This window comes from Streptomyces sp. NPDC005485 (assembly GCF_040606085.1).
Classification (GTDB): domain Bacteria; phylum Actinomycetota; class Actinomycetes; order Streptomycetales; family Streptomycetaceae; genus Streptomyces.
In genome coordinates, this window is sequence record NZ_JBEXDZ010000092.1 from 23,635 (window position 1) to 35,795 (window position 12,161).

15 protein-coding genes and 2 pseudogenes are annotated in these 12,161 nt (G+C 68.4%); 13 read left to right on the forward strand and 4 right to left on the reverse strand.

All coding sequences use genetic code 11. From position 1 onward, the window contains the following. Window positions 1–70: 70 nt before the first annotated feature. Complete coding sequence (locus tag ABZS97_RS27255; protein WP_356141529.1) at window positions 71–439, reverse strand: VOC family protein; 369 nt, start codon at window positions 437–439, stop codon at window positions 71–73. 92 nt (window positions 440–531) lie between these two features. Between ABZS97_RS27255 and ABZS97_RS27260 the strand changes: the two genes are divergently transcribed. Beyond that, window positions 532–1,497 (forward strand): WYL domain-containing protein, encoded by a 966-nt coding sequence (locus tag ABZS97_RS27260; RefSeq protein ID WP_356141531.1) that lies wholly within the window; start codon window positions 532–534, stop codon window positions 1,495–1,497. Between the two features lie 342 nt (window positions 1,498–1,839). Here ABZS97_RS27260 and ABZS97_RS27265 read toward each other — a convergent pair whose 3' ends face one another. Together ABZS97_RS27265 and ABZS97_RS27270 are read right to left on the reverse strand one after the other, a co-directional pair. Beyond that, window positions 1,840–2,019 carry a hypothetical protein gene (locus ABZS97_RS27265; RefSeq protein WP_356141533.1) on the reverse strand — a complete coding sequence of 60 codons (180 nt, stop codon included), beginning with the start codon at window positions 2,017–2,019 and terminating at the stop codon, window positions 1,840–1,842. Between the two features lie 76 nt (window positions 2,020–2,095). Then, on the reverse strand, window positions 2,096–2,659 hold the full coding sequence (locus ABZS97_RS27270) for a cysteine hydrolase (RefSeq protein ID WP_356141535.1): 564 nt from the start codon (window positions 2,657–2,659) through the stop codon (window positions 2,096–2,098). Window positions 2,660–2,764: 105 nt separating this feature from the next. Here ABZS97_RS27270 and ABZS97_RS27275 point away from each other — a divergent pair, with 105 nt between their 5' ends. Further along, entirely contained in the window at window positions 2,765–3,001 is a 237-nt protein-coding gene (locus ABZS97_RS27275; protein ID WP_356141537.1) for a hypothetical protein, read from the forward strand. Window positions 3,002–3,427: 426 nt separating this feature from the next. On the opposite strand, the gene ABZS97_RS27280 is transcribed toward ABZS97_RS27275, so the two are convergent. Then, complete coding sequence (locus tag ABZS97_RS27280) at window positions 3,428–3,841, reverse strand: DUF5997 family protein (RefSeq protein WP_356141539.1); 414 nt, start codon at window positions 3,839–3,841, stop codon at window positions 3,428–3,430. A gap of 58 nt (window positions 3,842–3,899) precedes the next feature. On the opposite strand from ABZS97_RS27280, the gene ABZS97_RS27285 reads away from it, so the two are divergent. The 11 genes and pseudogenes from ABZS97_RS27285 to ABZS97_RS27335 all read left to right on the forward strand — a co-directional run. Continuing rightward, a complete protein-coding gene (locus tag ABZS97_RS27285; RefSeq protein ID WP_356141541.1) occupies window positions 3,900–4,730 on the forward strand; it encodes a LysR family substrate-binding domain-containing protein in 831 nt (276 codons plus the stop codon). Window positions 4,731–4,959: 229 nt separating this feature from the next. Next, the gene (locus ABZS97_RS27290; protein ID WP_356141543.1) at window positions 4,960–5,100 is read left to right on the forward strand and encodes a hypothetical protein; all 141 of its coding nucleotides are present in this window, start codon (window positions 4,960–4,962) and stop codon (window positions 5,098–5,100) included. Between the two features lie 676 nt (window positions 5,101–5,776). Further along, on the forward strand, window positions 5,777–6,265 hold the full coding sequence (locus tag ABZS97_RS27295) for a hypothetical protein (RefSeq protein WP_356141545.1): 489 nt from the start codon (window positions 5,777–5,779) through the stop codon (window positions 6,263–6,265). Then, window positions 6,258–7,163: a dienelactone hydrolase family protein gene (locus ABZS97_RS27300; protein ID WP_356141547.1), complete on the forward strand. Its 906-nt coding sequence runs from the start codon at window positions 6,258–6,260 to the stop codon at window positions 7,161–7,163. The genes ABZS97_RS27295 and ABZS97_RS27300 overlap by 8 nt, the downstream gene beginning before the upstream one ends. A 20-nt stretch (window positions 7,164–7,183) precedes the next feature. Beyond that, window positions 7,184–7,987, forward strand: coding sequence for an alpha/beta hydrolase (locus ABZS97_RS27305; protein WP_356141549.1), 804 nt, complete (start codon window positions 7,184–7,186; stop codon window positions 7,985–7,987). A gap of 78 nt (window positions 7,988–8,065) precedes the next feature. Further along, window positions 8,066–8,950 (forward strand): MBL fold metallo-hydrolase, encoded by an 885-nt coding sequence (locus tag ABZS97_RS27310; protein ID WP_356141551.1) that lies wholly within the window; start codon window positions 8,066–8,068, stop codon window positions 8,948–8,950. A 75-nt stretch (window positions 8,951–9,025) separates the two neighbouring features. Further along, on the forward strand, window positions 9,026–9,439 hold the full coding sequence (locus ABZS97_RS27315) for a PaaI family thioesterase (RefSeq protein ID WP_356141553.1): 414 nt from the start codon (window positions 9,026–9,028) through the stop codon (window positions 9,437–9,439). Then, a complete protein-coding gene (locus tag ABZS97_RS27320; RefSeq protein WP_356141555.1) occupies window positions 9,436–10,482 on the forward strand; it encodes an LLM class flavin-dependent oxidoreductase in 1,047 nt (348 codons plus the stop codon). Before ABZS97_RS27315 ends, ABZS97_RS27320 begins: the two co-directional genes overlap by 4 nt. 109 nt (window positions 10,483–10,591) lie before the next feature. Continuing rightward, window positions 10,592–11,281, forward strand: coding sequence for a winged helix-turn-helix transcriptional regulator (locus ABZS97_RS27325; protein WP_356141557.1), 690 nt, complete (start codon window positions 10,592–10,594; stop codon window positions 11,279–11,281). Between the two features lie 146 nt (window positions 11,282–11,427). Further along, a pseudogene (locus ABZS97_RS27330) lies at window positions 11,428–11,721 on the forward strand (AMP-binding protein); the annotation flags it as partial. Window positions 11,722–11,738: 17 nt separating this feature from the next. Further along, window positions 11,739–12,161, forward strand: a pseudogene (locus ABZS97_RS27335) (hypothetical protein); the annotation flags it as partial.

Below are 12,161 nucleotides of genomic sequence, written 5' to 3' on the forward strand. Positions count from 1 at the left end.
GCCGCCAGCGATTTACCCACTTGCTCGCGCATGCGACAACTACCGTGGGCGCCTGCCGCCTTGTGGCCTTTCAGTCCCGCGGTGCGACGCGGATACGGTTCCCGTCAGGATCGGCTGCGAGGAAGGTCAGCCCGAACCCTGCATCATGAGGCTCGTGCAGGATCGTCACGCCCTTGGACTGCCACTGCTTGAAGATCGCGTTGAGCTCGTCGGGCCGGCCACCGTCGATGGCCAGACAGACCTCACTGGTACGCGGGACATCCGGTGACAGATCCTCGAACTGGCCAGACCACAGAGCGAGGTCAGCGCCTGGCCCGAGGTCGAACGTGATGTATCCCGAAGTCTCGAACGACGGCCTCATGCCGAGGAGGTCGCCGTAGAAGCGCGCTGCGGCGGGAGCGTCGTTCACATAGACGATGGACACGACGGATGTGGTCATGGTTGTTCCTTCTCGCAGGTCGTAGGTACGCATCCACCAGCCTGACCGGGATATGCGCCGCATCGTGTCGTAATTCCTGAAAAACTTGGGGTGTGACGCCAGACCGCTTCTTCACCCTGATGCTGCTCCTCGAATCGAGGGATGCAGTGACCACACAGGAACTTGCCTCGGCGCTCGGGGTGTCCCTTCGAACCATCACCCGGGACCTGAACTGGCTCCGCGATGCCGGTCTGCCGGTGGCCGCACAACGGGGCCGCCTCGGAGGCGTGACCATGCTTCCTGGGTCCGGGCTCGATCTCACGCGACTCACGCCGGGCGAGCGTGATCATCTCTCGCTCACCGGGCTGGATGAAAAGCAACGTGCGGAGCTCAACGCATCGGTCGAAAGCCGGCGCGCGCTCTCCAAGATCGTCGCTACACAGTCACGTCGAGGTGATGAGCTCCTGCCGCTCACCGACGTAGTGCACGTGGACAGCCGCCCCTGGCTCCGGACACGAGCTTCCGGCACCACTCCGGCTTCGCTGATCGGCTCAGTGCGGCGAGGCCGCCGGCTACGGATCGAGTACGACAGCCCACGCGAGTCATGCCCACGCGACACGGTCGTGGATCCCTACGGGCTGTTCGCCAAGGCCGGCATCTGGTATCTCGTCGCCGACTGTGCCCAAGTGCCGCGGATGTACCGACTCGAACGGATCGCGACGTGGAAAGAAGTCGACCAGCCACGACGGATCCGCGAGAACCAGACCCTGGCCACCGTCGCTGCAGCGCTCGTTGATCAGTGGGAAAATAACCATGCGATAGAGGTCAGCGCCACCATCGACCCGACTCAGATCGAGCGAGCGCGACGGATCTTTGGTCAACGACTCGTCCGGGACGACCATGAGGCATCCGACACCGGCCACAAGGTGACGATCCGCTTCCTGCATCTGGAGGACCTGCGAGCACTACTGCCGTTCGGGAGCGCCATCACTGTGCACGGCCCCACCGAAGCCAGGGCCCACCTCCGCGCCCTCGCCACCAGCCTTGCCCACCACTATGCGCCGTCACCAACGTCCTGACCCGCAACAACCAATTGGGTGTGGCCGTTGATGAATGGGTCCAGGAGACCTGCGCCCCGGTCAGGTGGCAGCCGATGGCGCTGAGGGACAGCCCCGAGGCGGCCAGTATTCTGCGACACCGCGTTCATGACCCCGGACTTCAGGTGGCTCTCGGCCGCAGAGGCTGCCTGCAACCTGTACCGATAGCCAGACATTTGCCACCGCTCTCGGCGTGTGCGACTTCTAGGTCTGTCGCCCGGTCGGGGTGCTCTCCGCATGGAGACAGGGCCGCCTCCTGCACAGCGCCAGGCCTGAGGGTGCCCGGCCCCACGGCACTTGCGCGGGGCCGGACCGCTCGGCGAATCAGCCCTCGGTCAGCAGCCAGCCGATGTGGAGTTCTTCCGCACCCGGGCGGAATGTCTTCATGAGCTCGGCGCGCTCGGGGTCGTCCTCGGGGAGGTTGTCAGCAAGGAGAGCCTGCGCGGCGAGCGTCTGCGGCCGGGCGCCGAGCGCGGCGCGCAGGTGAAGTGAGCGGCGCAGCATCGCCGCCGGCTGACCTGGCCCGGGGGGTGGCAGGCGATGCCGTCTGCCCAGCACGTGAGGGTCCGGACGGCGTCCCCTATTGCGGTGCGATGGCTTTGAGCCAGTCCCCGACGGCGACGACATCTGCCCACTGCGGAAACAGCTTTTCGGTGAGCATCGCGTGCACTTCAGGGTCGGTGTCGAGGCAGGCATCCGCCAGGACGGTGAGGCCGAAGTCCAGGTCGATGGCGTGCCAAAGGGTGGACAGCACCACAGCACTGGTGGCGATGCCGGTGAGAACAAGGCTGTCGATATCGCGAGCCCTGAGTACCAAGTCGAGGTCACTGCCCGAGAACGCGCTACCCCGTCTCTTGGTAACCACCACGTCGCCCTGCTGGGGCGCAATGTCGTCATGAATCTCGGTGCCAGGGGCGCCCTCGGTGAACAGGCCGGCCCGTACGGCGTTTGTCATCACCTTGTTGCGAGGGCTGACTTCCGGATCGCCCGGCCGTAACCCCATCACCACGTAGATAACGGGGATGCCGGCAGCCCGGGCACCGTCGATCGCTCTGCGCAAGCGCGGCAGATATCCGGAACCGTCGTCGGCGATGGCCACGACGTCCCGTTGGACGTCCATCACCAGAAGTGCGCTGTTCGCCATGCTTGCCGTCCCTTCTTCGTTGGAAGCAAGAGCAAGTCTGGTGGATCAACCGAACTGCGGTGCAGGTTTTGGAGATCCTCATCAGCGTCGCGCCGCAGTGCGCCCATGACCGGTGTCCTCCTGATCCGTGTGCCGTATCGCGCGTCGCGCTCGGCTGACGAAAGTAACCAAGAAGGCAGGCTCACCACACCTTGCGCAGCCTCGATCACCGGCAACCGCACGTGGCTGTACTGGGCGAGTCCTGTCGGCGACATCGATCTTTCCGGTCGCAGTGCCTGCAGGAGCAGCCAGCTGGAGGCGGGCAGCAGGTCGTATCCGGCCGTGGCGGTGATCTTCTCGTAGATGCCGCGCCGTCCGTCTCGCGACCCGAGTACGGACAGGGCACCCGCTCGACGAACTTGACGGGCTTCTCTCCCACAGGATCACAAGGATTGGAGGACACCGATGCCGACTAGGACAAGCGGCGAACTCGACCGCATCGCCAATGCCGACGAGTTGGAGATAGCGCCACTCCGGCGTGACGGCACTCTGCGCGAGCCAGTGCCGATCTGAGTCGTCCGCGACGGCGACGACCTGTACGTGCGCACTTCCGTAGTACGGACGGCCGCTGGTGGCGCATCGCCGGCGCGACCCGTGGGACACGTCCGCTCCGGCGGGGGGCAGGGGAGAGGGCGTGCCGACGGCCGGCTGGGGCTGTGTCTTCGCCTTCTGCCGGGGCGGGGCTGTGCCGCCGCCGGACGGGGCTGTGTCTTCGTTTACTGGAGGGGGCTATCGGGTGGTGCCGTTCTGTGGCTGTCCCTGCTGCTGGCTCTGCTGCTGTTTTGCTTTGAGCCGGAGGGTTTCTTTGCGTACTTCGGCTTGTGTGGTGCGTTCCTTCTGGAGCCATTCGGGCATGTCGTGTTGCAGGGCTTCGATTTGTTCGGTGGTCAGTGGCTGGGTGATTCCGCCGCGGGTGAGTCCGGTGATGGAGATGCCGAGTTTCGCGGCGATGACCGGGCGTGGGTGGGGGCCGGTGCGGCGCAGTTCGGTCAGCCAGGCGGGGGGATCGGTCTGCAGTGCGGTGAGTTCGCTGCGTGTGATGACGCCTTCTCTGAAGGTGGTGGGGGTGGCCGGGAGGTATACGCCCAGTTTCTTGGCGGCGGTGGCGGGTTTCATGGTCTGGGCGGTGGGGTGCGACGTCATGGTGTTCAGGGTAGCGAGCGTGGGCGGGGGCTTCGACCGCGCCCGGTAGCCTGGCGGGGTGACAGGCTCCCAGGTATCTCCCTCCTTCCGGCTGGCTTATGTGCCGGGGGTGACGTTGTCGAAGTGGGTGCGGATCTGGCGTGAGCGGCTGCCGGGTGTTCCGCTGTCGTTGGTGGCGGTGTCTGCCGCGCAGGCCGGTGATGTGCTGGAGGGCGCGGGTGCTGATGCGGGTCTGGTTCGTCTGCCGGTGGACCGCAGCCGCCTGAGTGCGATCCCCCTCTACACCGAGACGACGGTGGCGGTGGTGCCCAGGGACCATCTGGTCGCCGCGGTGGATGAGGTCACCGTCGCGGATCTGGTCGATGAGGTGGTGTTGCACCCCCTGGATGATGTGCTGGTGTGGGAGCAGCTGCCCGGCCAGGCGGCCCGCGAGCGTCCTGCGACCACGGAGGATGCCGTGGAGCTGGTGGCGGCGGGTGTCGGCGTGCTGCTGGTGCCGCAGTCCCTGGCCCGTCTGTATCACCGCAAGGACCTCACCTACCGGCCGGTCACCGACGCCCCGGTGGGCGAGGTTGCTCTGGCCTGGCCACAGGAGGCAACCACCGATCTGGTGGAGGACTTCATCGGCATCGTCCGTGGCCGCACCGCCAACAGCACCCGCGGCCGCCGCCCGCCCGCCGCGCAACAAGACCCCGCGGGCAAAACAGCCTGCAAAACAGACGGCAAGGCGGCGGGCAAGACGGCGGGTAAGGCGGCGGGCAAGAACTCCCGTGCCGCCACCGGCGCCGGCAAGAACGCCAAGAGCACCAAGGGCAAGGGCACGGGGAATGCCAAGAGCGCCAGGGGCGCGGGGGCCGGCAAGCGGGGCAAGCCCCGCCGCCGCGCCTGACTCCTGCCACTGACTCCTCTGCCAAGCCTGGGGTGGGCGGTTGCAGCGCGGCAAGGGGCCGATCGCGTACGACCTCCGCTGATTGCGCAGCCCCCGCATACCGGCCCGATGCAGGGCTTCGCACGCGGTGTCGGACGGGTGCGTACCTGTGCGGTCGGCCTGATCGCAGACCCGACCGCGACATTTTGCGCGTAGGCGGGGCCAGCGCACCGCGAGGATGCACAGCATCGTGACAGGGGAGATCATCCCCGCGGACGCGGTCGCGGACGCGGACGCGGACGCGGAGGAGGCAGAGATTGCCCGCGACGTGACGCGGGTCCTGCGGGGCACCATGGGTTCGGGTCGGAACGGAGAGTTGGGCCTCGCGTAGCCGGGGAGGTGCTCTGCTCATGCGCGGGACCGTGGCCCCGTCGGTGCTCAGGACCGTGGCCAGTAGGCCGCCGCTGGCGGCGAAGGTCCATGCCGGGCGACCTAGTCGAGCGACGCCTGCCCGCCCCGCCCGCCTGCAGTGTTCGGGCCGTGCATGCCGCTGAGGCCGTGCCGCCCAACGTACGCACAGAATCCGCTCCCGGGCGGAACGCGGATGAGTCGTGCTTCCGCGCGCGGCAGCACTCTTCCTTGCTGCTATACATTACGTATAGTCGCTGCTAGCGTTCCTGGCCATGGCGAAGGAGTCACACGGTGGACCGCGTTCCGGGACCGCTGGGGCCGTGCGCGGCACCAGTCCGGCACGTGTACGTGAGCCGCCCGCCGGCCTCCGCAACGGCCGTCGGCCGTCGAGGAGTTGGCCTGCACGGTCGATCACCGGGCCGGTCCACGGTGTGCCTGCCCCCGCCACCCGTACTCGGCCTTCCGTCTCGAGCCGGCAGGCAGGCTGCTGACGCGAAGATCCCGTGCCGGGCCCGGCGCGCAGCTCATGCGAGCCCACTCGAGCCGGGGCGCGCGCCCTCGTCCGTGCTGGGCGGCGCGCGTGTCGCGGTCTTCCCGTTCCGATTCGCGAACTGACCGGCTGCTGAAGTCTTCCTTTCCGAAAGGGATCCGCCAACATGACTGACAATTCAACTGCGGCCACTCGTGCCGAGGTGTCGGAATGGTTCTTTGGGGACTACCTGCCGCGGTGGGTCGCCGTGGCCGCGGGCACGTCCGACGAAGGGCCCGAGTTCGTTCTCGACTACTGGGGCACCCCGTTGCACGTCACAGCGCTGGAACAGTCGTTCTGGTGCCTGGACGACGCGAGCGTGCTCGCCTTCCTGGAGATGAATCAGGCGCCTCTGCGGGAAGCGGGATACAGCCACACCGTGGTGCCCGACCGGCGGGTGTTCGTCTACAACACCGTCGGTGCCGCGATCGAGGTGATCTGGTCGCGGCGCCGTGCCGACGAGAGCGAGATCGAGCGTTGGGCGGTGCAGTTCAGCGTGGCCAAGTCCGACAAGGGCTGGCGTGTGGTCGGCATCCACGCGGCGGCCACGGACAAGGACAGGCTCGCCGACATCTGGTCCACCGGATCGGCTCCGGAAGAGGCGAACCATGGCTGAAAAGGTCTATCCGCCGCTGGTCATGCCCGAGGGCGTCAGCCGGCGAAAGGTCACGGTGTGGAGCGACGGCATCGCGCTCGACGCGGACCTGTACCGGCCGGCGAACCTCGCCCCGGGCGCCGCCCTGCCCGCCGTAGTGCTGTCTCACGGCTGGGGCGGCAGCAAACTCACCGCGGAACGCTACGCGGCACTGTTCGCCTCAGCCGGCATGATCACCCTGACCTTCACTCAGGGCAGCTGGTTCGACTCGGGATCCCCGCTGCAGCTGATCGGCGACGCCCCCGACCTCGACGACGGCAACGAGGCGCGCGCCGACGTGCGGTTCATCCGCGACCTCGTGGATCCGTTCGCCTGGGCGGCGAACCTGCGCGCGGCCCTGGACTACATCGAAGGCGAACCAGGCGTCGATCCCGCCCGCATCGGACTGTGGGGTACCAGCCTCGGGGGAGGCATCGCCGTGCACCAGGCCGCCAACAACCCGCGGGTGAAGGCGCTGGCCGTGCAGGTGGCTGCCGTCGCCCCACTGGGCGGCCCCGTCGCACAACTCGCCCGCAAGCGCGCGATCGACACCGCCCGTGGCGACACGGACCCGATTCCCCAGGGCCTCGATCCGTGGCCGAACATGGAGGGAACCCCGTACCTGGCGAAGCTGTCGCACTTCAACCCGCTCGCGCAGGTCGACCGGCTGCGAATCCCCACCCTGATCATCGACGCCGGCAACGAGGAGATGTACCCCATCGCCGACAACGGGGCCCGCGCCGCGGAAATCATCAAGAACACTCCCGGCGGCGTCGTCGGCTACCAGGTCATCTCCGGCATCGACCACTACGGCATCTACTTCGACGGCTACGAGCCCGGCAGCCGGGCCGCCCTCGACTGGTGGAAGCGACACCTGTGAAGACACGACACGCACGCACCGTGCCCACCACCCTGGGCCCGCTCCGCGTACAGGACGCCGGTTCCGCCGACGGCCCCGTGGCCCTGCTGTGGCCGAGCCTGTACAGCGACGGCGACACCAGCTGGGGCGCCCAGCTCGACGGCCTGCACGCTCTCGGGTGGCGGACGCTGCTGGTCGACCCCCCGGGCACCGGCGGCAGCGCGCCGGCCTCGCGGCGGTTCACCATGGAGCAGTGCGGTGAGGCCGCGCTCCGGGTGCTCGACGACGCGGGCATCGACCGGGCGGTCTTCTTCGGGCTGTCATGGGGCGGCATCGTGGCGCTGCGAGTGGCGCTCGCCGCGCCGCACCGAGTGAGCGCTCTGGTCCTGTCCAACACCACCGCACGAGGTGTGGGCCTGCGTGAACGCCTCCAGGTCCGCATGATCTCCCTTCTCATCCGGGTCGGCGTTCCGGGTGGTCTGGGCCGACTGGTCGTGGCTGGGATGCTCAGCGACCACTCCCGCCGTCACGGCACGGGATTCGCCCCCCGGCTCGCCGCCACAGTCAACGGCCTCGACGCCAGGGGACTGGCCCGTGCCGCGCGGTCGGTGCTGGGCGATCGCACCGACGTGGTCGACGTCCTGCACCGGATCACCGCCCCCACCCTGGTGATCGCGGGCGCCGAGGACAAGGCGCTGCCGCGGGCCCCCCATTCCGACGATCTGGCCGAACGCATCGTCGGCGCCCGACTCGAGGTGCTCCCGCGCGTCGCCCACCTGTCTCCCCGCGAGGAGCCCACCAGGGTGGCAAACCTGATCAAGGAATTCCTCGCGCCGCTGGGATAACGCACGCCCGGCTTCAACTCCCGTGCCGACTGCCCTCGTACGGCAGCTCGCCGCACGGCACCGAAAGGAACACCACGCATGGCTGAGCTGACCTACGACGTGTACGTCTGTGACGGGGTGCAGCGCGCCCGCCGCGAGCGGCTGCCCGACGGCAGTCCGATCGTGTCGTCTCCGCTGGCCTCGACACTGATCGTCGGGGAGCGGGATGCGGTGCTGGTGGACCCGCCGTTCACCCGCGAGCAGACGCAGGCGGTCGGTGACTGGGTGGAGCGCTCCGGCAGGCGCCTGGCCTACATCTACGCCACGCACGGCCACGGCGACCACTGGTTCGGCACCGGCCAGCTGCTGGAACGCTTCCCCGACGCCATCCCGTACGCCACCGAGGGCACCATCAAGATCATGCGCCGCAACGTCGAAGGGCGCGCGCAGTTCTGGGACGCGGACTTCCCGGGCCTGATTCCGGACACCCCGCTCGTCTACCGGACCGTCCCCGCGGACGGGTTCGAGCTGGAAGGACACCGGATCACGGCGGTCGAGGTCGGTCACACCGACACCGACGACACGACCGTGCTGCACGTCCCCGCGATCGGCCTGATCGTCGGAGGCGACGTCGTCTACAACGGCGTGCACCAGATGCTGCTGGAGACCCCGGGCGGCGGATTCGAGTCGTGGCTGGCCGCCCTCGACGTCCTCGACTCCCTCAACCCCCGCTCCGTCGTGGCCGGCCACAAGAACCGCGACCTGCCCGACGACCCGGCCATCATCGACGAGACCCGCCAGTACCTGCGCGACGCGCAGCGACTGCTCGCCGAGAAGCCCACACCGCAGCACTTCTTCGACGAGATCACCGCCCGCTATCCCGACCGGCTCAACATCGGCCCCGTCTGGTACGGCGCGCACGGTCTCCTCGGAGTTCCCATGCCCGCGGTGACCGAGGACGGCCCCGACCAGGCGAACGAGTAGGGCGCCACAGTGACACAGCAGCCGAGGATCGAAACTTCAGCCGGCCCGGACGCAGCGCCCTTCTCAGGCTTCGACGTGTTCCGCAGCACGTTCGTCGAGGCCGCCGGCCTACGCTTCACCGAGGTGACGGGCACACGGGTGCGGGGGGAGATACAGCTGGGCCCTGAGCACCACACCCCGTGGGGAGTGGTGCACGGCGGGGTCTACACCACCGCCGTTGAATCCGCCGCCACAGTCGGCGCCTCCGCCGCCGTAGCCGACCGCGGCGAGGTCGCCGTAGGGGTGGCCAACAGCACGGACTTCCTCAGGCCGATCACCACCGGGACGGTTCATGTGCTGGCCGAAGCGATCCAGCAGGGGCGCAGCCAGCAGCTGTGGCAAGTGATCGTCAGCAGCGCCGACAACGGCAAGCTCATCGCCCGCGGCCAGCTGCGGCTGGCCAACGTTCCCGCCTCAGGACTCCCGAACACCTTGGGGGAGCAGTCATGACCACCTTCTCTTCATCTTCCGCAACTCACGGCCGCAGTCCCGCGGGCCTGGACGTATCGGCGTCGTTCGCGACCACGTTGGACACACCGGAGCACATCCGGATCGCAGAGGAACTCGGCTTCAGGCGTGCGTGGCTGTACGACACACCGCAGCAGAGCCCCGACGTGTGGATGACTCTGGCGCTGGCCGCCGAACGCACCCACCGCATCGGGCTCGGACCGGGTGTCCTCGTACCGGCGCTGCGCCACCCGATGGTCAACGCCAGCGGGGCGGCGGCTCTCGAGCGGCTGGCCCCCGGGCGGGTCGCGGTGGCGTTCGGCACCGGGTACACGGGCCGTCGGTCGATGGGGCAACAGCCCGTCTCGTGGGCGTACATGACCCGCTACGTCACGGCCTTCCGCGCGCTCCTCAGGGGCGAGACGGTCGAGTGGGAGGGCAGCCCGATGCGGATGCTGCACACCCCCGAATACCCGCGGGGCGCGCCGGACACCATCCCGGTCTACATCGCGGCGATCGGCCCGAAGGGCACGGCGGTCGCCGAGTCACTCGGGGACGGCGTCTTCATCGTGGGAATCGACGGTGTCTCCGAAGGAGCCAAGACGTTCGAGAACGTCATCTACAACACCGCCGGGTCCGTGCTCGGTGACGGTGAAGACCTCAGCAGTGAGCGACTGCGCACGGCGGCGGGTCCGGCACTGGCTCAGCTGTTCCACATTTCCTACGAACTCGGCGGCGAGGAAGCGGTCAAGGCGCTGCCCGGCGGGGCGCAGTGGCTGGCCGTCGTACTCGAGACACCGGAGGCCGAACGTCACCTCGCGGTGCACCAAGGACACTTGCTGCGTCTGAACGAGGCGGATACCGCCGCCTGGAACGCCGGGGGCAACACGCTGGTCGGGCACACCCTCACGGGCACGGCCGACGATGTCCTTGCCAGGGTGAAGGACCTCGCGGCGCAGGGGGTCACCGAGATCACGTACCAGCCCGCCGGCGACATCCGCCGAGAGCTCGAAGCCTTCGCCGACGCGGTGGGCCTACGGCGATGAGTCCGCCGCATCGGACCCCGACGCCGCAGCGCACAGACCTGGACGTCCCGGGCACGTGGGTGGTGTACAAGCCATATAGCGAGGAGTTATCGAGCCGTACAGTAGAGGTATGACGACTGCAAGAACCTACGGCCAGATGTGTCCGCTCGCCCGTTCCATGGACATCCTCGGCGAACGGTGGACCTTTCTGATCGTGCGTGAGCTGCTGCTCGGACCCAAGCGGTTCAAGGATCTCGTCGACACGCTCCCGGCCCTCGGGCCGAATCGTCTGACCACGCGTCTTCGCAGTCTGGAGGCCGCCGACGTCGTTCGCCGCAGCACGCTTCCGCCGCCCGCCGGTGTGCCGGTGTACGAGCTCACCGAGCGGGGCGAGGGGCTTCGTGAGCCGCTCATCGCGCTCGGCCGGTGGGGTCTGGGGCTCCCGCCGTCTCCGGAGATCGACCAGACGACGACCCGTGCGGACCTCATCGCCCTGAGTGTGTCGAGCGTGGTCACGCCGGAGAAGCTCGCAGGTCTCAAGGAGATCTACGAGCTGCACGTGGGCAAAGAGACGTTCCATGTCGAGATCGCCGACGGCCGGATGTGGACGCGGAGCGGCCCGGCACCCGTTCGCCCCGACCTTGAGATCCACTGTCGTACACGCACCTACCTCAAGCTGATTTTCGCCGGCACCCCGGTGATCGACGCGGTTCGGTCGGGCGATGTGCGGGTGGCCGTCGGATCGGACGAACTGGTCGAGCGTGCCTTCGACCTCATGTCCGGTACCGAGATCGATTACCCGGTGTACGTGGGGATGTAGCGGGGAGAGGGTTGCTCCGCGGGTGCCCACTGCCGCGTCCGCGGTGAGCGCGCCGGACCTGCGGTCCGGCACCGACCGCGGGCGGCCCCATGGTCCTCCGCTGTGTAACGGAGCAAGCCTTGATACCTGCCCTGTCATTCGAGCCGATGAGTCCCGTCTCCTTCCTGGACCGGTCGGCCGCGGTGTTTCCCGAGCGCACGGCCGTGATCGACGGACACCGGCGCTTCATCTACGCCGAGTTGCACGACCGGTGCCGGCGGCTCGCCGGCGTCCTGGCCGCGCTCGCGAACGGCCGACCCGTCGCCGTCCTCGCGCCCAACATGCACGTGATGTTCGAGGCGCACTACGGAGCCCCGTGGGCCGGTGCGCCCCTGGTCACAATCAACACCAGGCTCTCCGCCGCCGAGGTGCGCTACATCCTGGAGCACTCGGAAAGCCTGGTGCTGCTGCAGGATCCGTGGTTCGACGACCTCGTGGACACGGCGATCGACGGCATGCCGCACCCGCCCGTGATCGTCCGCGCGGGCCCGGGCGACAACGGCGCCTACGACGAACTCCTCGCCGCCGCCGTGCCGACCGCCGGGCGTTCGCGGCGTTCTTCCGCCGCGTCAAGTCCGGTGACATGCCCGGCTATCCGCGCTTTCGCGGGGTGAGCTGGTTCGACACGGTGGACTTCCCCAAGGACGGGGACGGCTGCCGGTTCAACTCCACCCCGCACGACCCCGCAACCCGGGTCCGTTTCCAGGGCGTCGGGCATGTGAGGGTCAATCAGCACCGCGCGGTGACCGGCCGGGTCAAGACCGTGTCGGTCAAGCGCGAGGGCCGAAAGTGGTTCGTCGTGCTGAGCGTTGAGCAGGACCGGCCGAAGCCGCTGCCCGCG